The following is a 23,950-nucleotide window of genomic DNA, read 5'->3' on the forward strand; positions in this document are numbered from 1 at the left end:
TTTAATATTTATTAGGAAGAGAAGACCGTAGAGAGCAGGAAGAGCGATGATCGGATTTTTGGACAGTATCTATCCCTGGATTAAGGCCCTGCATGTTATGGCTGTGATCGCCTGGATGGCGGGCTTGTTCTATTTGCCAAGATTGTTTGTCTATCATGCTGAGCGGGCCAGTGTCGGGTCTGAGCTTGATCATACGTTTCAGGTCATGGAAGAAAAACTGCTGCGGGTGATTATGAACCCTGCGATGATTGTGGCATGGATCGCTGGCTTGATCATGATCGGTCTTGGGGCGTTTGATTGGGGCGCTGCATGGTCTTGGGTCAAGATAGTGGCTGTGATCGCTATGACCGGTGCCCATGGTTGGATGAGTGCGAGGCGCAAAGAGTTTGTAGCGGGTACCAATACGCGAACCGGGCGGACGTATCGGTTGTTCAATGAGGTGCCGACTGTTTTGATGGTGTTCATTGTCGTCGCTGTGGTTGTACGGCCGTTTTAAGCCACTGATTGACTCTGGCAGGCACACTGCCTATGTCTGACGCCGCTGCCCGTCCGGGATAGCGGTTTCCATTCCAATACTAGAAATGCAGGCCTGATGCGCCTGCAATGGATTTATGTATGTCACAGCACCGTCTGAACCTTGCTGATCTGAAGGCCCAAAGCCCGAAGGATCTTTTGTCTTTGGCTGAAGAGCTAGAGATTGAAAACGCCTCGACCATGCGGAAGGGCGATATGATGTTCGCCATCCTCAAAGAGCGGGCGGATGAAGAGTGGGTCATCGGTGGTGACGGTGTGTTGGAAGTTTTGCAGGACGGGTTTGGCTTTTTGCGGTCGCCTGAAGCAAACTATCTTCCGGGCCCAGATGATATTTATGTCTCTCCTGATATGATCCGTCAGCATTCGTTGCGTACCGGTGATACGGTCGAAGGTGTGATGAAGGAACCCAACGACACTGAGCGTTATTTTGCGCTGACGTCGGTGGAGACCATCAACTTTGAAGAGCCTGAGAAAGCCAAGCACAAAGTTGCCTTTGATAACCTCACACCGCTTTATCCTGATGAGCGTCTGAATATGGAAGTGGCTGATCCAACGGTGAAGGATCGATCCGCTCGGATCATTGATCTGGTGTCGCCGATTGGTAAGGGGCAGCGGTCGCTGATCGTGGCACCGCCACGTACGGGTAAGACGGTGCTGCTGCAGAACATCGCGAATTCCATCGAGAAGAACCACCCTGAGTGTTACCTGATTGTGTTGTTGATTGATGAACGTCCCGAAGAAGTGACGGACATGCAGCGGTCAGTGAAGGGTGAGGTTGTGTCTTCGACTTTTGATGAGCCTGCGTCACGTCACGTGGCTGTGTCAGAAATGGTCATTGAGAAGGCCAAGCGTCTGGTAGAGCATAAGCGTGATGTTGTGATCCTGCTGGATTCGATCACGCGGTTGGGTCGGGCGTTTAACACGACTGTACCGTCCTCTGGTAAGGTGCTGACCGGTGGTGTGGATGCCAATGCTTTGCAGCGTCCAAAGCGGTTCTTTGGTGCGGCACGGAATATTGAAGAAGGCGGGTCGCTGACCATCATCGCGACGGCCTTGATTGATACCGGTAGCCGGATGGATGAAGTGATCTTTGAAGAATTCAAAGGTACGGGCAACAGCGAGATTGTTCTGGATCGCAAGGTCGCAGACAAGCGCGTGTTCCCGGCGATGGATATCCTCAAGTCTGGGACGCGGAAAGAAGAGCTGTTGGTGGATAAGGGTGATCTGGCGAAGACATATGTGTTGCGTCGGATCCTGAACCCGATGGGCACCACGGATGCAATCGAGTTCCTGATCGGGAAGCTGAAGCAGACCAAGACCAATTCGGACTTCTTCGATTCAATGAACACGTAACTTATTGTTATAAAACAATGGGTTAGGATATGGATACCATTTTTGCTTTAGCGACTGCGCAGGGTCGTGCCGGGGTTGCGGTTGTCCGTCTGTCAGGGCCTTCAGCTGTTTCCGCTGGTGGGCGGCTGTGTGGTGATGTGCCTGCACAAAGGGGGCTGCGTGAGGTCCGGGATGTGGATAGTGCCTTGCTTGATGAAGCGCTTGTGCTGCGGTTTGCAGAAGGCAAGAGCTTTACCGGCGAAGAGGTTGTTGAACTACATCTGCATGGAAGCCCGGCCATTGTTAAAGCTGTGTTGCGGGCCTTGGCGGCAATGCCGGGGTTGCGGCAGGCGGAGGCTGGTGAATTTACCAGACGTGCATTGGAGAATGGGCGGCTCGATCTTGCTGAGGTTGAGGGGTTGGCCGACCTCATTGATGCGGAGACAGAGAGCCAGCGGAAGCAGGCGGTGCGGGTGTTTTCTGGTGCTTTGGGGGCCCTGGCCGATACGTGGCGGCGCAAACTTATCAGAGCGGCGGCTTTGCTTGAGGCGACGATCGATTTTGCCGATGAAGAGGTGCCGGTTGATGTGAGCCCGGAGGTTCTTTCGCTGTTGTCAGCGGTCATGGATGAAATGCAGCGCGAAGCCGAGGGTGTGATGATTGCCGAACGGCTTCGGGATGGTTTTGAGGTGGCGATCATTGGCGCGCCAAATGTCGGAAAGTCGACGTTGCTGAACCGTTTAGCAGGCCGAGATGTAGCGATCACGTCCGAGATAGCCGGAACGACGCGGGACGTGATCGAGGTGCAGATGGATCTGGGCGGGCTGCCGGTAACGGTGCTGGATACGGCTGGACTGCGCGAGACGGAAGATCGGATTGAGGGGCTGGGTGTTGCTAAGGCGCGGGAGCGTGCGGCGCAGGCGGATCTGCGGATACACTTGATTTTGTCAGGGCATCTCCTGCCGGATGCGCTGGGCGACGATGATCTGGTTGTTTTGGCAAAGGCTGATCTGGGTGAAACAGAACGCCTTGCGGTTTCTGGTAAGACCGGTGCGGGAGTTGATGAGCTAATCTTGGCTGTGTCCAAAAGGCTGAATGTAAAGGTCGCGCGGATTGGCATCGCCATGCGAGAGCGGCATCGGGTGGCAATGCTGGATGCGATAGCGTTTCTCGCTGATGCCGAAATGGCGATGCGCTCTGAGGAGGGTATGACGGATTTGATCGCAGAAGATCTGCGCAGTGCTATCCGCGCCGTGGATAGCATCGTGGGCCGAGTTGATGTAGAGCATGTGCTGGACGAGATTTTTGCTAGTTTCTGCATCGGAAAGTAGGGAGTGTTTCACGTGAAACATCATGACTACGACGTGATTGTTATTGGTGGTGGCCATGCCGGCGCAGAGGCTGCGCATGCTGCTGCACGTATGGGAGTCCGCGTGGCGCTGGTGACATTGACCCAACAGTCGATTGGTGTGATGTCCTGTAACCCAGCCATTGGTGGCTTGGGCAAGGGTCACCTTGTCCGAGAGATTGATGCGCTTGATGGTGTTATGGGGCGTGTGGCCGACAAGGCTGGAATCCAGTTCCGTCTTTTGAATCGCAAGAAGGGCCCCGCTGTACAGGGACCGAGGGCGCAAGCTGACCGTGAGATTTACCGGACAACGATGCAAGAAGAGCTCGCGGCCCTTAAAAACCTGACGATTGTTGAGGGTGAAGCCGTTGATCTGATGATGCAGGATGGTCGCGTCACCGGGGTTAAGATGCGTGATGGCGCCACACTGCGTGCCGATGGCGTCATTCTAACGACGGGAACATTCCTGCGCGGTATTATTCATATTGGTGATGTGTCGCGTCCTGGCGGACGGATGGGCGATGATCCATCCGTCAAGATGGCGGAACGGCTGGATAGTTTCGGGTTGCCTCTGGGGCGGCTCAAAACGGGGACGCCACCGCGTCTGGACGGGCGCACAATTGCTTGGGACAAACTGGAAGTGCAGCCAAGTGATGCGGACCCCGTGCTGTTTTCATTCCTTTCAAAGGGCGTGTCCGCCAAGCAGATAGACTGCGGTATCACCCATACGAATGCACGAACACATGAGATTATCAGAGCAAACCTTGGCCGCTCTGCGATGTATGGTGGGCAGATTGATGGGGTTGGGCCACGCTATTGTCCGTCGATCGAAGATAAGGTTGTGCGCTTTGCCGACAAAGAGTCGCATCAGATATTCCTCGAGCCTGAGGGGGTTAGCGACCACACGGTTTACCCCAATGGCATCTCGACATCGCTGCCAGAAGATGTCCAAAAAGAGTATGTGCGGTCGATCTATGGTCTTGAAAATGCAGTGATTTTGCAGCCTGGCTATGCGATTGAATACGATTACGTTGATCCACGCGCTTTGCGCGCGACGCTTGAAATACGCGATGTGCCAGGTCTCTATCTGGCTGGACAAATCAACGGGACAACCGGTTATGAGGAGGCCGCCGCCCAAGGTTTGGTCGCTGGATTGAATGCAGCCGCAAAGGCAAAGGAAGCAGAGTCGATTACCTTTAGCCGTCGGGAATCCTATATCGGAGTGATGATTGACGATCTGATCACGCGCGGTGTGTCAGAACCTTACCGCATGTTTACCTCTCGAGCCGAGTTTCGGCTGTCCCTGCGGGCAGACAATGCCGATCAGCGGTTGACAGAACGTGGGCGTCGGCTTGGTTGTGTTGGTGATGACCGTTGGGCACAGTTTTCGGCGAAAATGGATCAGATCAAGGCAGCCAAGGAACAATTATCAGATATGAGCCTTTCTGCCCGCGAAATGGCTGAACTTGGTATCAAACTCAACGCTGATGGGCCACGGCGCAATGCGCTGGATGCTTTGGCGCTGACTGACTTTGGGTTCGCGCATCTAAAGGAATTGGGACAAGATATTGATAGAATTCCTGGTGACATACAAGATCAGGTAAAGAAGGACGCGCTGTATGCCCATTACATCGCCCGACAAGAGCGTGACATTGCGGCGATGGAGCGGGATGAAAACCACATAATTCCCGACGGTTTGGATTTTGGATCAATCAAGGGCATCTCGAATGAGTTGCGTACCAAACTTAACGCTGCACGCCCGGCGACGATTGCGCACGCTGGCCGGATTGAGGGCATGACCCCTGCTGCGTTGATGTTGTTGATCGGAGCGACCAAGAAACACGCAAAGGCGGTCTGATTGATGACTGGTCAAATTGCCTGTGTGGATGTTTCACGTGAAACAATAGCAGATTTAGAGAGTTTTGCCGCGCTCACTACTAAATGGACGCAGAAGATCAATCTCATTTCCCGGAACACGTCTGATGCGATCTGGGACAGACATATCGTCGACTCGGTTCAGATCTACCGGTATGCGCCAAAGGTTTTCACAAAGTGGGTCGATCTGGGAAGCGGCGGTGGCTTTCCAGGCATCGTCATGGCGATTCTCGGCAAAGCGCGGCATCCGGAAGCGCAGTTTACCTTGATCGAAAGTGATCAACGCAAGGCAGCTTTCTTGCGCACAGCCGCAAGAGACCTGTCATTGAAGGTTGATGTCATTGCAAAGCGCGTCGGTGATGTTGCCCCCCAAGAGGCAGATGTTGTATCTGCCCGTGCGCTTGCACCACTATCTGCCCTTCTGGGCATGACGTCCCGCCATCTGCACACAGATGGCGTCGCACTTCTTCCCAAAGGAAAGCAGGCCCAACAAGAAATCGCCGAAGCGCAAAAATCATGGCGCTTTCAGCTTGAAGATCATGCTAGTTTCACTGATCCTGAAGCCTGCATACTTGCCATTCAAAGGATAGAATCCCGTGGTCAATGACACCCACACCGGGCCGCTTATCATTGCGATTGCCAACCAAAAGGGCGGAGTCGGCAAAACGACGACCACAATAAACCTCGGCGCTGCGTTGGCAGAGCAAGGTAAAGAAGTGTTGTTGATCGACCTAGACCCGCAAGGCAACGCCTCGACCGGCTTGGGGATCGACCATGATCAGCGCGAGGTGACGACCTATGATCTGCTGTCTGGTGAGGTTTCACTGACTGATGCGATCCAGAAAACCAACGTTGATCACCTTACCATCGTGCCCGCAACAACTGACCTCAGTTCGGCCGATATAGAGCTGATGGATAACGCCAAACGCAGTTTTCTGATGCGGGATGTCTTGCGCGCCGAGACATCAGACACCAGTGAATACGACTACATATTGATCGATTGCCCGCCATCCCTCAACATATTGACAGTGAACGCCATGGTGGCCGCGCACTCTCTTATCGTGCCACTGCAAAGTGAATTCTTCGCGCTCGAAGGTCTCTCGCAGCTAATCCTGACGGTCCGCGACGTTCGACAAACCGCAAACCCTGATCTACGGATCGAGGGCATCGCTCTCACCATGTACGATCAGCGCAACAACCTCTCGCTCCAGGTCGAAGACGACGCACGCGAAAACATGGGCGATATGGTGTTCAACACGGTGATTCCCCGCAACGTGCGCCTAAGCGAGGCCCCCTCCTTCGCGATGCCGGTGCTTTCCTACGATAGTGGCTCCAAGGGCAGCAAGGCCTACCGGGCGCTTGCCGGTGAATTGATCGCCCGCACAACTGACAAAAAGGTCGCATAGATGGCACGGACACCCGCAAAATCTCGTGGTTTGGGCCGTGGCCTTTCGGCGCTCATGTCGGACGTATCGGCGGATGAGGCACCAACAAACGCGCCCAAACGACCCGATTTCGTCGTCCCCGTCGAACAGGTGCAGCCAAACCCAGACCAACCCCGCCGCACCTTTGCTGAAGGTGCGCTGCAGGAACTTGCCGCATCCATCGCGGAAAAAGGGATCATTCAACCTCTCATTGTGCGCGCCGCCCCTGGTAAAACCGACACCTACGAAATCGTCGCAGGTGAACGCCGCTGGCGGGCTGCTCAGATCGCGAAACTGCACGATGTACCTATCGTCGTGCGCGACTACAACGACACTGAAGTCCTCGAAATTGCGATCATCGAGAACATCCAACGTGCCGATCTGAACCCCGTGGATGAGGCCGCAGGCTATAAGCAACTGATGGATCGTTTTGGATATACGCAAGACCAAATGGCCACCGCGCTGGGCAAAAGCCGTAGCCACATCGCCAACCTGCTTCGCCTGCTAAATTTGCCCGATGAAGTCCAGAACTACTTGATCAGCGGTCAGTTTTCGGCAGGCCACGCCCGCGCTCTTGTGGGCCATGATCAGGCTGTGCGGTTGGCGCGCGAAGTGTTGCAACGCAAACTTTCTGTGCGCGAAACAGAAAAGCTCGCGAAAAAGGGCCCCGCCATCAAAAAACGGTCAGTGCCCGGCGCGCCAGTTCCCAAAGACGCGGACACCGTACAGATCGAGAATGAGCTGACCGCAACTCTTGGCATGAAAGTCACGATCGATCATTCAGCCGGTGCCGAGGGCGGCAAACTGGCGATCAGCTACAAATCACTTGAACAGCTCGATGATCTATTACGGGCCCTTTCGGGCGGCTAAACGTCCAACAACGCGCGCAAGACAGCATTAAGAACAGGTCTACCCGGCGGCGTGATCCGTAACACATCTGCGTCCAGCGCTAGCATGTCAATTTCACTCAAGTATTTGATTTTATTCATATATTTTGCGTTGGACAGCTCAGGAAAACGGCGTACATCCACGCCGTCCGTCAATCGCAATCCCATCAACAAGAACTCAGAAAGCTGCGCCTCGTCATCCAGTGCTTCACGGGCCAATTCGCCATGCTCTAGCCTATTCACCTGCTGCAACCAAGCACCCGGCGCTTTCGGCGCCTCTGTTGCAAATCGCCTGCCCCCAAGGGTCAGCCGTCCATGCGCCCCCGGCCCGATCCCGGCATAATCACCATAGCGCCAATAGATTTTGTTATGAACGCTCTCAAAGCCCGGCCGCGCATGGTTCGACACCTCATAACCCGCAAGCCCGGCTGCCGCGCAAATTTCCTGAGTCGCCGCATACATATCAGCCGAAACATCGTCATCCGGCAGCCCGCGCAACTTACCAGCGGCGTAACGATCACCAAATGCTGTGCCCTCTTCAATCGTCAGCTGGTACAGCGACAGATGATCCACGGCGAGCGACAGGGCCTGACGCAACTCTGCTTGCCAATCTGAAACGCTCTGCCCTTGACGGGCATAAATGAGATCAAAACTCACCCGGTCAAACACCCCACGCGCGACATCAAAGGCCGCCATCGCATCCGCCGCCGAATGTAACCGCCCCAGCGCCTTCAAATCACGATCGTTCAGCGCCTGAATCCCCATCGACACCCGGTTTACACCGGCATCGCGATACCCTGCAAACCGCCCTGCCTCAACAGAGGTTGGGTTGGCCTCCAGCGTTACTTCCAGATCATTTGCGATAGGCCATGTTGCGCGTACCTTAGTTAAGATCGCATCAACAACACCCGGATCCATCAGGCTTGGAGTGCCGCCACCAAAGAACACTGATCGGAGCACCCGGCCCTCGGTTTCGGCCCCAACCCGATCAATCTCGCTCACATAGGCCGCGGCCCAGGCAGTCTGATCAATCTGCGCCACCACATGAGAGTTGAAATCGCAATAAGGGCATTTCGCTTGGCAGAATGGCCAATGAATATAAAGGCCAAAGCCCCCATTCTCCCAGTCTTCAGGCAAAACAACCCGCAATCAATTTGGCAAAGGCATCCGCCCGGTGACTGATCTTGTTCTTTTCCCAACGGTCCATTTCACCAAAAGTGATGTCATATCCATCAGGTTGGAAAATTGGGTCATACCCATGCCCTTGATCGCCGCGCATGGGCCATACAATTTGGCCCGGCATGACACCGGGAAACACCTCGTCATGGCCATCTGGCCAGGCCAGAACCAACGTGCAACAGAACCGCGCTGTTCGCGGAAATGGAGCGGAAACAGTCTCTAACTCTGCCCAACTCCGCTCCATCGCCATCTTGAAATCACGACCATCGGGTGTTTCGGCCCAATCTGCGGTGTAAACGCCAGGCGCCCCACCAAGCCCGTCAATTTCGATCCCGCTGTCATCGGATAACGCAGGCACGCCTGTTGCTTTCGCCGCCGCATGCGCCTTGATCCGGGCATTTCCGACAAAGGTGGTTTCGGTCTCCTCGGGCTCTGGCAATCCATGATCGGCATTCGACGTCAAAGACACACCATAGGGCGACAGCAGATCAGCGATCTCCACCAGCTTCCCCTTGTTGTGGGTCGCAATCACTAGATCTTTGCCGTCAAAGCGCCGCATCAGCCGACTGCCGCTATCTGCGCAGCAGTCAACTCAGCCACACCTTTTGCCGCCAGATCCAGCAGCTTATCCATCTGATCGCGGGTATACGTCGACCCTTCCGCAGACATCTGCACCTCGATCAGTTTCCCGCCGGTCATGACAAAGTTCCCGTCAACGCCCGCTTCGCTATCTTCGGGATAGTCGAGATCAAGCACCTCCTGCCCCGCATAAATCCCGCATGAAATCGCGGCAACAGGATCAACCAGCGGATCGGAAATCACATCGCCCGCCTTCATCAACTTTTGCACTGCCAACTTCAACGCAACCCAACCGCCGGTGATAGACGCACAGCGCGTCCCGCCATCGGCTTGGATTACATCACAATCCACAACGATCTGACGCTCGCCCAGCGCAACGCGATCCACGCCAGCCCGCAAAGAGCGGCCAATCAATCGCTGAATCTCTTGTGTCCGGCCAGATTGGCCATTCTTCGCCTCACGGCGCATCCGTGTATTGGTTGCCCGTGGCAGCATGCCATACTCGGCAGTGACCCAACCAAGGCCTGAGTTTTTCAGAAACGGCGGCACGCGTTCGTCAATCGTCGCTGTACACAGCACATGGGTATTCCCACATTTGATCAGGCACGACCCTTCTGCATGCATCGTCACGCCCGTTTCGATCAAGATTTCGCGCATTTCATTTGTCTGACGGCCGGATGGGCGCATGGGATCACTCCTGTTGGTTGCACTCCTCGGATACGCTGCCCACATATGAAATCCAACCCCGATTGACGCCCCGGCAGGTTTCGTTTTAATTGCCCAGCCTTCATCAGAGGATGTGATGACCGAACAACCGCCAAATATCGACGAAATGAACCACCGTTCGCGCGAAGTGTTTCGGCGCGTGGTTGAGGGCTACTTGGAAAGCGGTGCGCCCGTTGGATCACGCACGCTGACCCGTGATTTCTCGGAAAAAATCAGCGCGGCTACAATTCGCAACGTGATGCAGGACCTCGAATACCTAGGGCTGGTGGGTAGTCCGCACGTAAGCGCCGGGCGTATCCCCACGCAGCTTGGCCTGCGCATGTTTGTTGATGGTCTGCTTGAAGTCGGCGATCTTGACGGTAAAGACCGTGAAACAATCGACCGCACGCTCACGTCAAACGATCAGGATGTCACTTCGATGCTTGATCAGGTGGGCACCGCACTATCCGGCGTGACCCATGGCGCCAGCCTCGTGCTGACCCCAAAGCATGAAGCGCCGATCAAACATATTGAATTTGTCTCGCTCTCGCATGACCGCGCCCTTGTTGTACTGGTCTTTGCGGACGGGCACGTGGAAAACCGCGTGTTTACCCCGCCGCCGGGGCAAACGCCCTCGTCCATGCGCGAGGCCGCGAATTTCCTCAATGCCATTGCCGCGGGACACACGCTTTCCGAACTCGGCGCTGTTATCGCACGCGAAATTGCCGCCCGTCGTCAGGAAATCGATGCCCTCGCCGCCGAACTGATCGCCGACGGCTTTGCGCTTTGGGAGAACGAAGGCGAAGCGACAGAGCGATTGATCGTTCGCGGTCGCGGAAACCTTCTGGGCGAAGGCGAAAACGAAGACGATCTTGCGCGCATCAGAACCCTCTTTGATGACCTAGAACGCAAGCGCGATATTGCCCAATTCCTTGATCTGGCCGAGGACGGCGACGGGGTGCGCATTTTTATTGGCTCAGAGAACAAATTGTTCTCACTTTCGGGTTCATCTCTCGTCGTTTCCCCTTATATGAACGCCGACCGCAAGATTATCGGTGCAGTGGGTATCATCGGGCCAACCCGGCTTAACTATGGACGCATTGTGCCAATCGTGAATTACACCGCCAAACTGGTTGGCAAAATGATCGCCGACCGGGCGTGAAGGGAAAATACATGCCTCAGAAAGAAGAACCATTGCAAAGCCTTGATGAACTCGCCGCAGAGGGCGATGAGATTGATTTTGACGTAGCTGCCGCCAGCTTTGACGAGATTGAGGCGCTGCGCGCAGAACGCGATGATTTCCGTGACAAATTCATGCGTGCCTTGGCGGATGCAGAAAATACACGCAAACGGGCCGACCGTGACCGTCGTGAGGCGGAAAACTATGGCGGTTCTCGGCTCGCCCGTGATTTGCTGCCGGTTTACGACAACATGCATCGCGCATTGACCGCCGCCAAAGAAGGCGAAGAGAAAGTGCCGGATTCCCTGCTGGAAGGGATTGAGCTGACGATGCGCGAGTTGATCAACGTCTTTAAAAAGCACGGCATCGACACGATCACACCAGAAGTCGGCGACCGTTTTGACCCCAAAATGCACGAAGCGATGTTTGAAGCTCCATTGCCTGGCACCAAAGCGGGCGACATCATTCAGGTTTCCACGAATGGTTTCATGTTGCACGACCGCTTGCTGCGCCCTGCGCAAGTTGGGGTGTCATCGACACCAAAATCATAATGCGGATTTGGCAAGCAGCCGTCGCGCTTTGGCTGCTTGTCGTTCCGCCGCTCGCGGCACAGACGTTTCCCGAAGACGCTGATTTTTACGTCAATGACTACGCGGATATTCTGACCGATGCGCAAGAAGATGACCTCGCCGCTGTGCTTGAGGAACTCTTTCAGGCCCGCGACATTGAATTCACGGTTCTGACGATCCCGCGGATGGCGGACTATGGTCACACTGGTAGCATCGAAAACTTCGCAACGGCGCTTTTCAACACATGGGGCATCGGCGATGCCGATCGCAACGATGGTCTGCTGTTGCTTGTCTCACGATTTGACCGCGAACTGCGGATCGAGGTCGGTGCAGGTTACGGCGACACGCTGAACGCACCGATGAAACGGGTAATTGACAACAAAATCACCCCCTACTTCCGCCTTGATGACTACGCCAAAGGCATTCGCTTCGGTGTGGATGAGGTGATCTATGAAGTCACGAACCGCTATCCGGGCGAATATGATAATTCCGGTCCAGCGCAGCTTTGGGCGAACTTCAAACGCTTTCTGGTGAATCTCGGATGGTGGCTACTTGCCCCTTTCGCGGCGGTGATGCCCTTTGCGGTCAAGCTGTTCCGTCGTTTCCAACGCAACAAACCACGGATCTGCCCCAACGACGGAAATCGCATGCGCCGCTATCTCGAAGAAACCGAGGATGGAAGCCTATCCGCCGGCCAACTTGCCGAAGAGCGTCTTGAGAGCGTGGACTATGACGTTTGGTATTGCGACCGCTGCGAGCATGTAACGATTGAAGCTTATCGCAAATGGTTCTCTCGCTATGGGGCGTGTCGCGAGTGCGGTTTTCGCACGGTTGAGGGAGACAGCCGCACCATTCGATCAGCCACATATTCGTCAACGGGCCTGAGGGAAACCGACTACAACTGCCACCACTGCAATGCCCACTACACAGTGCAAAAGACTATTCCCAAAAAGACCCGCAGCTCCAGTTCCAGCTCAGGCGGTCGCGGCGGCGGCAGTTCAAGCGGTGGTGGTGCCAGCGGTAGTTGGTGACGATTAGAGCAAATCACGCAGTTCATAGATCAGCGCCAAGGCCTCTTTCGGCGTTAGCTCATCTGGCAAGACGGTCTTCAACTTCTCTTCAACTTCGGATTCCGCCGCCTGAATGGTTTGTGGCGCTGGTGTTGCAGCAAACAGCGGCAAATCATCAATCACGGCCTTACGCGACGCCCCACCTTCACGCTCGCCCTTTTCCAGTGCCTCCAAAACAACCTTTGCACGCTCGACTACCATTGGCGGCAGCCCGGCCAATCGTGCCACCTGAACGCCATAACTCCGGTCCGCCGTTCCGCGCTTCACCTCGTGCAGGAAAATCACGTCGCCGTCCCATTCTTTGACGGTCACAGTGGCGTTCTCAACCCCATCCAGCTTGTTCGAAAGTGCCGCCATCTCGTGATAATGGGTGGCAAAGAGCGCGCGGCAGCGGTTCACATCGTGCAGATGCTCCAAGGTTGCCCATGCGATGGATAAGCCATCATAGGTCGCTGTGCCGCGCCCGATTTCATCCAAAATTACCAACGCACGATCATCGGCTTGATTAAGGATCGCAGCCGTTTCCACCATTTCCACCATAAAGGTCGAACGCCCACGAGCGAGATCATCCGACGCGCCCACACGGCTGAAAATCTGACTGACAATCCCGATATGCGCCTCTGCGGCAGGCACAAAACTCCCCATTTGTGCCAAAATCGCAAGCAACGCATTCTGCCGTAAGAACGTCGATTTACCTGCCATATTTGGCCCGGTCAGCAGCCATATCGGTGCATCGGTCAACCCGCAATCATTGGCAATGAAGGGCGCACCGTCCTTTTGCAGTGCTGCCTCGACCACTGGATGCCGCCCGCCTGTGATGTCAAAAGACCGACTATCATCGACCTTGGGTCGCACCCAGTTTTCAGTCACAGCCAGATGGGCAAGTGCAGTCGTCAGATCAATCTCTGACAGCGCGCGCGCCAATGCGCCAAGCGGTCCCGCTTGCGCAATAATTGCCTGTTTTAGGCTGGAATAGAGTCTCTTTTCAATCTCAAGCGCCCGTCCGCCAGCGTTCAATATCCGGGTTTCAATCTCGGATAGGTCCACGGTGGTAAAGCGCACCTGATTGGCAGTTGTCTGGCGATGAATGAAAGTCTCGCTCAATGGCGCTGCCATCATTTTGTCGGCGTGGGTTGCTGTGGTTTCGATAAAATACCCCAGCACGTTGTTGTGCTTGATCTTCAGCGACGACACGCCGGACGTCTGGATATACTCGGCCTGCATGCCCGCAATCACGGACCGGCCTTCGTCGCGTAGTTTGCGGGCCTCATCCAGTTTTGCATCATACTCTGGCGCGATGAACCCGCCATCGCGCGACAAAAGCGGGGGCTCTGCGACCAAAGCCTGATCAAGTAGGTCGAGCAGCGCGTCATGCCCTGTCAAATCCTTGGCCGCATCTGCCAAGACCAGGGGCAAATCACCGGATAGCGCCTCTGACAGATCCGTAGCCTGCCCGATCGTGTTGCGAATGGCCGCCATATCGCGTGGTCCGCCGCGATCCAGTGCTAGCCGCGATAAAGCGCGATCCAGATCATGCACGCCGCGCAGGATCTCGCGGATATCTTCGGCAAGGCGCGAATTATCAATCAACGCGACCATGGCATCGTGCCGTTTGGCAATCACATCGACACTGCATGACGGTGACGACAGCCGCCGTTCCAGCAAACGCGCTCCGCCTGCCGTCACGGTGCGATCAATGCAATGCAAAAGCGAGCCCTGGCGTCCGCCGCCCAACACATGGGTCAGTTCCAATGATTTACGGGTCGCGGCATCGATCTGCATCGCCGCGGATTGGCCTTCTTGCACCGGCGGGCGCAGTAAGGGCAGGTTCCCTCGCTGGGTGATATCAAGGTATTCAGCAACAGCGGACATCGCCGCCACTTCGGCGCGGCTAAACCCGCCAAAAGCATCAAGCGAGCCGACATTATAGAGACTGCACAGGCGTTTTTCCCCCGCCGTGCTATCAAATGCGGCGGCGCCCAATGTGGTGAGCGTGGCGCCTGAATCAGACACTATTTCAGCCCAACTGATCTCTGATCCATCCACGACAATCACCTCACGTGGGGTCAGCCGTGCAAGCTCTGGACCCAAAGCGGCCCCCGCGCAGGGCATCACGTGAAATGCCCCGGTCGAGATATCAACCCAGGCCAACGCGCCCTCATCCCGAACCACATGAAAGGCGGCCAGAAAGTTGTGGCGGCGCGCGTCCAGCAGCGAATCTTCGGTCAGGGTGCCGGGCGTGACCAAACGCACCACCTCGCGTTTGACGACGGCCTTGTAGCCACGCTTTTTTGCCTCGGCGGGGCTTTCCATCTGTTCGCAAACGGCCACGCGAAACCCTTTGCGGATCAGCGTCAGAAAATACCCTTCGGCGGCATGGTGCGGCACGCCGCACATTGGGATGTCTTCGCCGTCATGCTTGCCGCGTTTGGTCAGCGCAATATCCAGCGCCTCTGCGGCGGCCACGCCATCATCAAAAAACATCTCGTAGAAATCGCCCATACGATAGAACAGCAAGGCGTCAGGATGATCGGCTTTGATCTCCAGATACTGTGCCATCATTGGCGTGACGGTGTTCTTGGTGCTGCTCATGCATCCCCCGGATCATTCCGCGCACATTAGCAGTCCAAGATGGCGGCGAAACCCCGAAATCAACCCGTTGCGGCCTGCCATCGGAACCCGCTATATCTGGCTGATCAATTTTGGGGGAGCATGATGCAAAAGAACAAACACACGCGCGAAGATGCACTGCAGTTTCATATGCATCCCAGCCCCGGCAAATGGGAGATCCAAGCAACGGTTCCCATGACCACGCAGCGTGATCTATCCTTGGCCTATTCCCCCGGCGTCGCCATCCCATGCGAAGAAATAGCCGCTGATCCTGCAACGGCGTATGATTATACCAACAAGGGAAATCTGGTCGCTGTCATTTCAAACGGCACGGCTGTTCTGGGCCTTGGCAACCTTGGCGCGTTGGGCAGCAAACCGGTGATGGAAGGCAAATCAGTGCTTTTCAAACGCTTCGCTGATGTGAATTCCATCGATCTGGAACTAGATACCGAAGACCCTGAAGAGTTCATCAAGGCGGTCCAGCTGATGGGTCCGACCTTTGGCGGTATCAATCTGGAAGATATCAAAGCACCAGAGTGCTTTATTATCGAACAAACGCTCAAAGAGCAGATGGATATCCCTGTCTTCCACGATGACCAGCACGGCACGGCGGTGATTTGTGCCGCTGGACTGCTGAACGCGCTGCATCTGTCGGGCAAGAAAATCGAAGAGGTCAAGATTGTCCTTAACGGTGCAGGGGCCGCTGGCATTGCCTGTCTTGAGCTGCTCAAGGCGATGGGCGCCCAGCATGACAATTGCATTATGTGCGACACCAAAGGTGTCATCTACCAAGGCCGGACCGAGGGGATGAACCAATGGAAATCTGCTCATGCCGCCAACACCAAGGCGCGGTCGCTTGATGATGCGATGAAGGGTTGCGACGTGTTTCTGGGGGTCAGTGCCAAAGGTGCTGTGACGCAAGAAATGGTGTCTAATATGGCGAAAAATCCTGTTATTTTCGCCATGGCTAACCCCGATCCCGAGATTACACCCGAAGATGCACATGCCGTCCGCGAGGACGCGATTGTTGCCACCGGGCGCAGCGATTACCCCAATCAGGTGAACAACGTGTTGGGGTTCCCATACCTTTTCCGCGGCGCTCTCGATATCCATGCGCGCGCCATCAACGACGAGATGAAGATCGCCTGCGCCGAAGCGCTTGCCGCCCTCGCCCGCGAGGACGTGCCGGATGAGGTCGCAATGGCCTACGGCAAGAAACTGACTTTCGGACGTGACTACATCATCCCGACGCCATTTGACCCGCGCTTGATCCACCGCATCCCAACGGCGGTGGCGCAAGCTGGCATGAAAACAGGCGTCGCCCGCAGGCCCATCATCGACATGGACGCTTATGAGCTCTCACTGAAATCGCGCATGGACCCAACGCAATCTATCCTGCGCAGTCTGAACGCGCGGGCGCGGGCCAACCAATCGACGGTTGTCTTTGCCGAGGGTGATGATCCACGCGTGCTTCGTGCTGCTGTGCTTTATCAGCGTTCAGGCATGGGCAAGGCGCTTGTCGTCGGGCGCGACGATGATGTGAAAGAAAAGCTGACCGCTGAGGGGCTAGCGGATGCGTTTGAAGAACTGGAAGTCGTCAACGCCGCCATGACGCCGCATCTGGAGACGTATAAGGCATTTCTTTACGAGCGCCTGCAACGCAAAGGATTTGATGCCCAAGACGTGCATCGACTTGCCGCACGTGACCGGCATGTTTTTGCGTCGCTGATGCTTGCCCACGGGCATGCCGACGGCATGATTACCGGGGCGACACGCAAATCGGCCCATATTCTTGAATTGATCAATCACGTCTTTGATGCGCAACCACATGACGGCGCGGTTGGTGTTACAGCCGTGCTGAACAAAGGGCGGATTGTGTTGATCGCGGACACGCTGGTGCATGAATGGCCGGATGAGAACGATCTGGCAGACATTGCCGAGCGCGGGGCGTTTGTGGCGCGCGAACTGGGTCTGGAACCACGGGTCGCGTTCCTGTCTTTCTCGACCTTTGGCTATCCGGTGTCCGAACGCGCCGAAAAAATGCATGTTGCCTCAACCGTATTGGACGGACGCAAGGTTGATTTCGAATACGAGGGCGAGATGACTGTGGACGTGGCGCTCAACACTCAGGCACAGGAAAGCTATCCGTTCCAACGGCTGACTGGCCCTGCCAACGTGTTGGTCGTTCCGGCGCGGCATTCGGCTTCGATCTCGGTCAAGCTCATGCAGGAAATGGGGGGCGCGACGGTCATCGGGCCAATCCTGTCAGGCATCGGCAAACCCGTGCAGATCTGCTCAACCGTTTCAACTGTGAATGACATCCTCAATATGGCGGTCATTGCTGCCTGCAAAGTCGACTGATGGCGATCTGGAATCTGGGATCAATTAACGCCGATTTTGTCTATGCAGTGCCGCATGTGCCTGCACCGGGCGAGACGCTGTCGTCCACCGGACGGCAGGTGTTTCTTGGTGGCAAAGGGGCCAATATGTCCGTTGCGGCAGCGCGCGCTGCGGCCCGCGTTCACCACATCGGGGCTGTTGGCGAAGACGGGCGCTGGGCCACACAGCGTCTGCTCGAATACGGTGTCGATACACGCAATATCGCTGAAATAGACACTGATACAGCGCAAGCGATCATCATGGTCGACCCGCAGGGCGAGAATGCCATCCTACTGCACCCCGGCGCCAATGCCGAGATTCCGCAGGTCACCTTGCAGGCCGCCATGGCCGAAGCTGAAACTGGCGATTGGCTGGTCATACAAAACGAAACCAATCTGCAACGCACGGCGGCCCAAATGGGCAAAAAGCTGGGGCTACAGGTGGCCTATGCCGCAGCTCCTTTTGATGCGGAACGGGTACAGGCGGTTCTGCCGCATCTTGATTTCCTGATCCTGAATGCGGTTGAAGCCCAACAGTTGCAAGATGCCACCGGGCAAGCACCGCAGGACTTGCCGGTCCGCGATGTGATCGTGACGCTTGGCGGTGATGGTGCCGATTGGTACGGCGCCGAAGGTAAGACGCATTTTCCAGCGATCAAAGTTGACCCCGTTGATACAACAGGTGCCGGAGATACCTTTACCGGCTACGTGCTGGCAGGGTTGGATCGGGACATGCCAATGGCGCAAGCCATCAAACTGGCAACCAAAGCGGGGGCATTGATGGTCACCCGCCATGGTACGGCGGATGTAATCCCTGATCTATCCGAAGTGCAGGCCTTTATTCAGTGATCAGCAAAGGGTGCCGCATCACCCCAAAGCTGCGTTACCCGCTGATCGCGGCCACAGGCATTGCGATAGAACGCATAGGCGTCTGACTGCACCTTGATCCCGCGCCGGGTAATGACCCGGTTTTCACCACGATAGTAGTTCTGGTGATAGTCTTCGGCATCATAAAAGGTGGCGGCATCCAGAATTGGGGTGACAATCCGCTGACCCAGATCGCGGCGGGCCTGTGTCTTGGCGGCCTCGGCAGCAGTGCGTTCCGCCGGGTTAGAGACGAAAACAGCGGTGCGATAGCTGTCGCCACGATCACAGAACTGGCCGCCAGCATCGGTCGGATCAACTGACCGGAAGAAAGCATGTAGCAACTGGCCATAGCTGACAACATCCGCGTCATATGTGATCTCTACCGCCTCATAGTGGCCAGAGCCCTTGAGCGTTTCATAATTTGGATTGGCCGTCGTGCCGCCAGTGTAGCCTGAAACGACCTCTTGCACGCCCTGCACTTTTTCAAAGTCGCTTTCGACGCACCAGAAACAGCCACCTGCGACAATCGCGGTCTGGATGTCTTCGGCAACGACCGTTTGGGCAACGGGGAAAATGGCAAGCGCCAAGGCAATGGATCTGAACATCTGGAATCTCCTTTGCTCGTACCCTTTCAGGCAACCATGGCGCGGCGCAACGACCTCGCGCCGGTATCACGCGCTCTTTACCTCTTGGAACATTTCGGCGGCTGTCCTAGCGTTCGCAGAAAGGAGAATTCAATGTCAGATGTGACCACCCATCAGGCCCAAGATGATGCCCGCAACGAAAACATCCTGATTTATGTCGATGGCAAACTGGTGCCCAAGGCCGACGCCACCGTCAGCGTCTATGACAGCGGGTTCATGCTGGGTGATGGCGTGTGGGAAGGGTTGCGGCTTTATGATGGTAAGTGGGCGTTCATGGACGAACATATCGACCGGCTGTTTGAGGCGGCAAAAGCGATTGATCTCGATATCGGAATGGATCGAAACGGTGTGGTTTCGGCCTTGTTAGAGACACAAACTGCCAATCGAATGACCACTGACGCCCATGCCCGCCTCATGGTCACACGCGGCATTAAGGTGCGTCCTTTCCAGCACCCCAGCCTGTCGCAATCCGGGCCGACTTTCGTGATCATCATGGAGCATTCGCAACCCAAAATCCCGCGCCCAATTGCGCTGGCGACTGTGCCACATCAACGTGGCCTGCCCATGACGCAGGACCCCAAGCTGAACAGCCACTCAAAACTGAATTGCATTCTCGCCTGCATCGCCGCGCAAAAGGCTGGCGCAGATGAGGCGCTGATGCTGGACGTCCATGGGTTTGTGAACACGACAAACGCCTGCAACTTCTTCATCGTCAAAAACGGAGCGGTTTGGACCAGCACCGGTGATTACTGCATGAACGGGATCACGCGCCAAAAGGTGATCGACCTATGCCGCGCCAACGAAATCCCGGTGTTTGAGCGGAATTATTCGTTGGTAGACACCTATTCCGCCGATGAGGCGTTCTTGACCGGCACGTTCGGTGCGCAAACGCCTGTGAGCACTATCGACGGGCGGGTCATCGGCAGCGGAGAGTTGGGACCGGTGACCCTGCGTCTGCGTGATCTTTACAAAGATCTGGTGGCCAAATCATGAGAATTGCAATGTGGTCCGGGCCACGAAACCTCTCAACCGCCATGATGTACGCTTTTGGAAACCGATCCGATTTCGCGGTTTGGGATGAACCGTTTTACGCACCCTATCTTGCCGCAACCGGATTGGATCACCCCATGCGGGACGAGATTCTGGCCGCACATGAAACCGATCCGCTGATCGTGGCGCGGCGCTGTTTAGACACTATTCCAGCCCAAAAGCCACATTTTTACATGAAGCACATGCCGCATCATATGATTGATGGCGTCCCATTGGATTGGGCCAAGGACTGCGTGAATATCCACCTGATCCGGCACCCCGCCCGTGTGATTGCAAGCTACGGCGCCAAGCGGGACGAGATGGCTTTGGAGGATATTGGTTATCGGCAACAGGCGGCGATTTATGAGACGCTCGGCGGCGTGGTCATCGACAGCAGCGACATCCGACAAGACCCCGATGGGATGCTGCGCAAGTTATGCGATGCGATTGGATTGCCGTTTGATCCAGCGATGCTTCGGTGGAATGAAGGACCACGTGACGCAGACGGGGTTTGGGCGTCGCACTGGTATGGGGCTGTGCATCAAAGCACCGGTTTTGCGGGTGCTGAAGGCACATTGCCGGATGTGTCTGCGTATCGTGAAATGGTCAATAGCGCCATGCCGCTCTACGAACGGATGAAGCGGGCGAAACTCTAAAGCAGTTTTTCCAGTTGAACTTCAACACCTGACCTCTTGCCCGTCAGTACATAGCCAAGCGATTGATACATTGCGATTGCCGCTGCATTATCCTCGACCGCCTGAATCTGCATGACGCGCCGTCCGCGGGCACGCCCCCAGTTTTCTGCAAAAGCCATTGCGGCTGCGCCATACCCTTGCCGCTGAAAATCCTGCCCGATCAGCAAGCGCCAGACATAGATCGCGTCGGGTGCGTCAATCTTGTGGCGGTCCTTGTGTTCAACCATGTCGACCAGCGCCATCAATCCGACGCGCGTCTGGTCGTTCCACAAGCAGAAATCGTGGGCTCCCGTTTTAAACCGGACTTGTGCGATGGTCACGATGTTAGGGGCGATAAAGCGGTCCTGATCCGCGTGAACCGTGATATTCTCAAGCGGGACAACGTCAGCGCCGATGATCGGGCGTGCCGCAAATGACATGATTATCCCCTCAGCCCTTCCTGTTGCGTGCCGCCAACAGCTTCAACCGCAACGCATTCAACTGGATGAACCCCTGCGCATCGGTCTGATCATATGCGCCCATGTCATCCTCGAACGTTACGTGCTCTTCGGAATAAAGCGTCTGATCTGACCAGCGCGCCACGGTCACAGCTGACCCTTTGTAGAGTTTCACACGCACGGTGCCGGACACATGTTCCTGGCTTTTGTCGATCAGCGCTTGCAGCATTTCGCGTTCGGGCGAGAACCAGAATCCGTTATAGATCAGTTCCGCATAGCGCGGCATGATGCTGTCTTTGAGGTGCCCAGCGCCTGCGTCCAAAGTGATTTGTTCAATCCCACGGTGCGCTTCCAACAGGACAGTGCCGCCCGGCGTTTCATAAACACCGCGTGATTTCATGCCGATGAACCGGTTTTCCACCAGATCAAGACGACCGACGCCGTGTTTGCCACCCAATTCGTTAAGCTTGGTCAGGATCGTTGCAGGCGACATCATCTCGCCATTGATCGCAACGGCATCGCCGCGTTCAAAGGTGATCTCGACCATCTCTGGCGTCTCAGGTGCATCTTCGGGTGCTACGGACCGTTGATAAACGTACTCTGGCGCTTCCTCGGCAGGGTCCTCAAGAACCTTACCTTCCGAAGACGTGTGCAGCAGGTTTGCATCCACACTGAACGGCGCTTCGCCGCGTTTGTCCTTGGCAATCGGGATTTGATGCTTTTCGGCAAACTCGATTAGCTTGGTCCGGCTGCCAAGGTCCCACTCGCGCCACGGGGCGACGACCTTGATCTCGGGGTTCAGCGCATAGGCGGCCAGTTCAAACCGGATCTGATCGTTGCCCTTGCCCGTGGCACCATGGGAAATCGCATCTGCACCTTCGGCTTCTGCAATCTCGACCAGGCGTTTTGAAATCAGTGGGCGCGCGATAGATGTGCCCAGCAGATAGAGCCCTTCATAAAGCGCATTGGCCCGAAACATCGGGAACACAAAGTCGCGCACAAATTCTTCACGCAGATCTTCGATATAGATGCCTGTCGCACCCATCATCTCGGCTTTCTTGCGTGCAGGCTCCAGCTCTTCGCCCTGACCAAGGTCAGCGGTAAAGGTCACGACTTCGCAGTTATATTCTGTCTGAAGCCACTTGAGGATGATCGAGGTATCAAGGCCACCGGAATAGGCCAGAACAACTTTTTTCGGAGCGGTCATACGAGGTGCGCCTTTTGTGCGTGTGGGATTTGCCACGCGCGATAGCGGTTTTCGCAATCAGGGGCAAGGATCGGTGCACGCGGCAGAGCATGACAGTCAAAGGCCAGTTGACCATTCGCGGTCTACATGATGGATTGCGCCAAGATATCAGACAAGGTTTTCTTCCATGGCATTTCAAATCATTCGTCACGCATTTCGCATGATCTTTGGCAATCTTGGGCAGGCTTTGCGCGCCTCTGTCGGGCCCTACATTGTGTTGATAGTCGGTTATCTTGCCGTCTATGCAATGGTCGGCCAAACCGGCGCATTCATGCAATTGGCAAGCGGTGCAGGTTCTATTCCTGAGGATGCAGGTGGTGTTTTTGTGCTTGCCCTATTGGTTTTGGTCCCGTTCACTTTGTTCGTGCTGGCATGGATCGCGGTTTCTTGGCACCGTTTCATCCTTCTTGAAGAATACAGTGGGATTTTGCCTGCTGTATCAGGCCGTCCGATCTGGCCCTATGTCGGTCGGTCCATCCTCTATGGCCTGCTGATCGTGTTGTTGGCGATCCCGTTAGTCTTTGTTGTGGGGTTCATTGCGTCGCCATTCCTATCGTCGGGCTCTCAGGCGCTACTTTCTCTGCCCGCTCTGATGGTGTTTATCGCTGTAACCGCCGTGTTGTCCTTCGTTTGGTTCCGCATCGGGCTTGCCCTGCCATCTGTTGCCGTTGGAGAGCCGATAACAATGGGCGCGGCGTGGGCCGCCTCGCGTGACATGTCAGGGACGATCTTTGGCGTGGCGCTGTTGCTGATGGCAATCAATGGGATTGCGACGTTGTTGGTTAATCAGATCAGCGGCATAGCCCCGGTCGTTGGTGTGGTTGTCGATCTGGCGTTGCAGTGGACGATCCTGATGCTTGGTGTCAGCATCCTGACGACGCTTTACGGCCATCTGATCGAGAAACGCCCGCTAATCGATTAACCCTGCCACAAAGGCCGCATCGCCGTCGTTGTAAAGTGCGGCGAGGGCCTCGTGTGGGTTCATCCAGACGGGGATGTGCCCTTCCTCGTGCGGGGGGCCGTGTGGCCGGACGGGCCGTGCCAAATAGATATGGCAGAGCTTTTCGGCCCACATCTCGTATTCCGGCATGAACACAAACCGCCGGAACGCGCCCAGTTTGCGGGGTGATGCAATGCGCCAGCCAGTTTCCTCGAACACTTCGCGGTGCAGTGCGGTCAAAGGATGTTCGCCGGGGTCAATGCCGCCGCCGGGCAGTTGAAATTCAAAATGCGGGTCGCCCTGATAGGTCAACAGCAGCTTTCCATTGAGGGGTAAAATAGCATAGACGCCGGGGCGATGCTGGTAGCGTTGCCCGCTTACTGGTGTGTCGCCATACCGTCTGATCATAGCTTGCCCCTTGG

23 protein-coding genes are annotated in these 23,950 nt (G+C 55.9%); 15 read left to right on the forward strand and 8 right to left on the reverse strand.

The window, feature by feature from the left end; translation table 11 throughout:
* Positions 1-46: 46 nt before the first annotated feature.
* The 7 genes from hemJ to DHN10_RS00610 all read left to right on the forward strand — a co-directional run bounded on the left by hemJ (position 47) and on the right by DHN10_RS00610 (position 7,383).
* Positions 47-496, forward strand: coding sequence for a protoporphyrinogen oxidase HemJ (gene hemJ, locus DHN10_RS00580; RefSeq protein WP_108813319.1), 450 nt, complete (start codon positions 47-49; stop codon positions 494-496).
* Between the two features lie 119 nt (positions 497-615).
* Positions 616-1,887, forward strand: coding sequence for a transcription termination factor Rho (rho, locus tag DHN10_RS00585; RefSeq protein WP_108813320.1), 1,272 nt, complete (start codon positions 616-618; stop codon positions 1,885-1,887).
* A gap of 29 nt (positions 1,888-1,916) precedes the next feature.
* The gene (gene mnmE / locus DHN10_RS00590; RefSeq protein WP_108813321.1) at positions 1,917-3,197 is read left to right on the forward strand and encodes a tRNA uridine-5-carboxymethylaminomethyl(34) synthesis GTPase MnmE; all 1,281 of its coding nucleotides are present in this window, start codon (positions 1,917-1,919) and stop codon (positions 3,195-3,197) included.
* A 3-nt stretch (positions 3,198-3,200) separates the two neighbouring features.
* Positions 3,201-5,072 carry a tRNA uridine-5-carboxymethylaminomethyl(34) synthesis enzyme MnmG gene (gene mnmG, locus DHN10_RS00595; RefSeq protein ID WP_199910611.1) on the forward strand — a complete coding sequence of 624 codons (1,872 nt, stop codon included), beginning with the start codon at positions 3,201-3,203 and terminating at the stop codon, positions 5,070-5,072.
* Positions 5,073-5,075: 3 nt separating this feature from the next.
* Positions 5,076-5,696 carry a 16S rRNA (guanine(527)-N(7))-methyltransferase RsmG gene (rsmG, locus tag DHN10_RS00600; RefSeq protein ID WP_108813323.1) on the forward strand — a complete coding sequence of 207 codons (621 nt, stop codon included), beginning with the start codon at positions 5,076-5,078 and terminating at the stop codon, positions 5,694-5,696.
* The gene (locus tag DHN10_RS00605; protein WP_108813324.1) at positions 5,686-6,495 is read left to right on the forward strand and encodes a ParA family protein; all 810 of its coding nucleotides are present in this window, start codon (positions 5,686-5,688) and stop codon (positions 6,493-6,495) included. The genes rsmG and DHN10_RS00605 overlap by 11 nt, the downstream gene beginning before the upstream one ends.
* Positions 6,496-7,383: a ParB/RepB/Spo0J family partition protein gene (locus DHN10_RS00610; protein WP_108813325.1), complete on the forward strand. Its 888-nt coding sequence runs from the start codon at positions 6,496-6,498 to the stop codon at positions 7,381-7,383.
* Here the strand turns inward: DHN10_RS00610 and hemW are convergent.
* From hemW to rph, 3 genes are read right to left on the reverse strand one after another with little or no spacing between them, the layout of a single operon-like run.
* Complete coding sequence (hemW, locus tag DHN10_RS00615; RefSeq protein ID WP_108813326.1) at positions 7,380-8,537, reverse strand: radical SAM family heme chaperone HemW; 1,158 nt, start codon at positions 8,535-8,537, stop codon at positions 7,380-7,382. The genes DHN10_RS00610 and hemW overlap by 4 nt on opposite strands.
* Positions 8,530-9,138 carry an RdgB/HAM1 family non-canonical purine NTP pyrophosphatase gene (gene rdgB / locus DHN10_RS00620; RefSeq protein WP_108813327.1) on the reverse strand — a complete coding sequence of 203 codons (609 nt, stop codon included), beginning with the start codon at positions 9,136-9,138 and terminating at the stop codon, positions 8,530-8,532. The genes hemW and rdgB overlap by 8 nt, the downstream gene beginning before the upstream one ends.
* The gene (rph, locus tag DHN10_RS00625; protein ID WP_108813328.1) at positions 9,138-9,845 is read right to left on the reverse strand and encodes a ribonuclease PH; all 708 of its coding nucleotides are present in this window, start codon (positions 9,843-9,845) and stop codon (positions 9,138-9,140) included. The genes rdgB and rph overlap by 1 nt, the downstream gene beginning before the upstream one ends.
* A 115-nt stretch (positions 9,846-9,960) precedes the next feature.
* Here rph and hrcA point away from each other — a divergent pair, with 115 nt between their 5' ends.
* The 3 genes from hrcA to DHN10_RS00640 are packed head-to-tail and all read left to right on the forward strand — an operon-like array spanning position 9,961 to position 12,643.
* Positions 9,961-11,025: a heat-inducible transcriptional repressor HrcA gene (gene hrcA, locus DHN10_RS00630; RefSeq protein ID WP_108813329.1), complete on the forward strand. Its 1,065-nt coding sequence runs from the start codon at positions 9,961-9,963 to the stop codon at positions 11,023-11,025.
* 11 nt (positions 11,026-11,036) lie between these two features.
* Entirely contained in the window at positions 11,037-11,594 is a 558-nt protein-coding gene (locus DHN10_RS00635) for a nucleotide exchange factor GrpE (protein WP_108813330.1), read from the forward strand.
* Complete coding sequence (locus tag DHN10_RS00640; protein WP_108813331.1) at positions 11,594-12,643, forward strand: TPM domain-containing protein; 1,050 nt, start codon at positions 11,594-11,596, stop codon at positions 12,641-12,643. Before DHN10_RS00635 ends, DHN10_RS00640 begins: the two co-directional genes overlap by 1 nt.
* 3 nt (positions 12,644-12,646) lie before the next feature.
* Here DHN10_RS00640 and mutS read toward each other — a convergent pair whose 3' ends face one another.
* The gene (gene mutS, locus DHN10_RS00645) at positions 12,647-15,274 is read right to left on the reverse strand and encodes a DNA mismatch repair protein MutS (RefSeq protein WP_234416938.1); all 2,628 of its coding nucleotides are present in this window, start codon (positions 15,272-15,274) and stop codon (positions 12,647-12,649) included.
* Between the two features lie 123 nt (positions 15,275-15,397).
* On the opposite strand from mutS, the gene DHN10_RS00650 reads away from it, so the two are divergent.
* Both DHN10_RS00650 and DHN10_RS00655 read left to right on the forward strand, forming a co-directional pair.
* Entirely contained in the window at positions 15,398-17,653 is a 2,256-nt protein-coding gene (locus DHN10_RS00650; protein ID WP_108813872.1) for an NADP-dependent malic enzyme, read from the forward strand.
* Positions 17,653-18,519 carry a ribokinase gene (locus DHN10_RS00655; RefSeq protein WP_108813332.1) on the forward strand — a complete coding sequence of 289 codons (867 nt, stop codon included), beginning with the start codon at positions 17,653-17,655 and terminating at the stop codon, positions 18,517-18,519. The genes DHN10_RS00650 and DHN10_RS00655 overlap by 1 nt, the downstream gene beginning before the upstream one ends.
* On the opposite strand, the gene msrA is transcribed toward DHN10_RS00655, so the two are convergent.
* On the reverse strand, positions 18,513-19,142 hold the full coding sequence (gene msrA, locus DHN10_RS00660) for a peptide-methionine (S)-S-oxide reductase MsrA (RefSeq protein WP_108813333.1): 630 nt from the start codon (positions 19,140-19,142) through the stop codon (positions 18,513-18,515). The genes DHN10_RS00655 and msrA overlap by 7 nt on opposite strands.
* Before the next feature lie 132 nt (positions 19,143-19,274).
* Between msrA and DHN10_RS00665 the strand changes: the two genes are divergently transcribed.
* A complete protein-coding gene (locus DHN10_RS00665; protein ID WP_108813334.1) occupies positions 19,275-20,174 on the forward strand; it encodes a D-amino acid aminotransferase in 900 nt (299 codons plus the stop codon).
* A complete protein-coding gene (locus DHN10_RS00670; RefSeq protein ID WP_108813335.1) occupies positions 20,171-20,866 on the forward strand; it encodes a sulfotransferase family protein in 696 nt (231 codons plus the stop codon). The genes DHN10_RS00665 and DHN10_RS00670 overlap by 4 nt, the downstream gene beginning before the upstream one ends.
* On the opposite strand, the gene DHN10_RS00675 is transcribed toward DHN10_RS00670, so the two are convergent.
* Both DHN10_RS00675 and DHN10_RS00680 read right to left on the reverse strand, forming a co-directional pair.
* On the reverse strand, positions 20,863-21,324 hold the full coding sequence (locus DHN10_RS00675) for a GNAT family N-acetyltransferase (protein ID WP_108813336.1): 462 nt from the start codon (positions 21,322-21,324) through the stop codon (positions 20,863-20,865). The genes DHN10_RS00670 and DHN10_RS00675 overlap by 4 nt on opposite strands.
* Positions 21,325-21,334: 10 nt before the next feature.
* Positions 21,335-22,549 (reverse strand): argininosuccinate synthase, encoded by a 1,215-nt coding sequence (locus tag DHN10_RS00680; RefSeq protein ID WP_108813337.1) that lies wholly within the window; start codon positions 22,547-22,549, stop codon positions 21,335-21,337.
* Between the two features lie 166 nt (positions 22,550-22,715).
* Here DHN10_RS00680 and DHN10_RS00685 point away from each other — a divergent pair, with 166 nt between their 5' ends.
* The gene (locus tag DHN10_RS00685; protein ID WP_159086883.1) at positions 22,716-23,510 is read left to right on the forward strand and encodes a hypothetical protein; all 795 of its coding nucleotides are present in this window, start codon (positions 22,716-22,718) and stop codon (positions 23,508-23,510) included.
* Here DHN10_RS00685 and DHN10_RS00690 read toward each other — a convergent pair.
* Positions 23,499-23,936 carry an NUDIX hydrolase gene (locus tag DHN10_RS00690; RefSeq protein WP_108813339.1) on the reverse strand — a complete coding sequence of 146 codons (438 nt, stop codon included), beginning with the start codon at positions 23,934-23,936 and terminating at the stop codon, positions 23,499-23,501. The two genes, DHN10_RS00685 and DHN10_RS00690, sit on opposite strands and share 12 nt — an antisense overlap.
* Between the last annotated feature and the right edge of the window lie 14 nt (positions 23,937-23,950).

It is taken from the genome of Loktanella sp. Alg231-35 (genome assembly GCF_900143545.1).
GTDB lineage: Bacteria > Pseudomonadota > Alphaproteobacteria > Rhodobacterales > Rhodobacteraceae > Yoonia.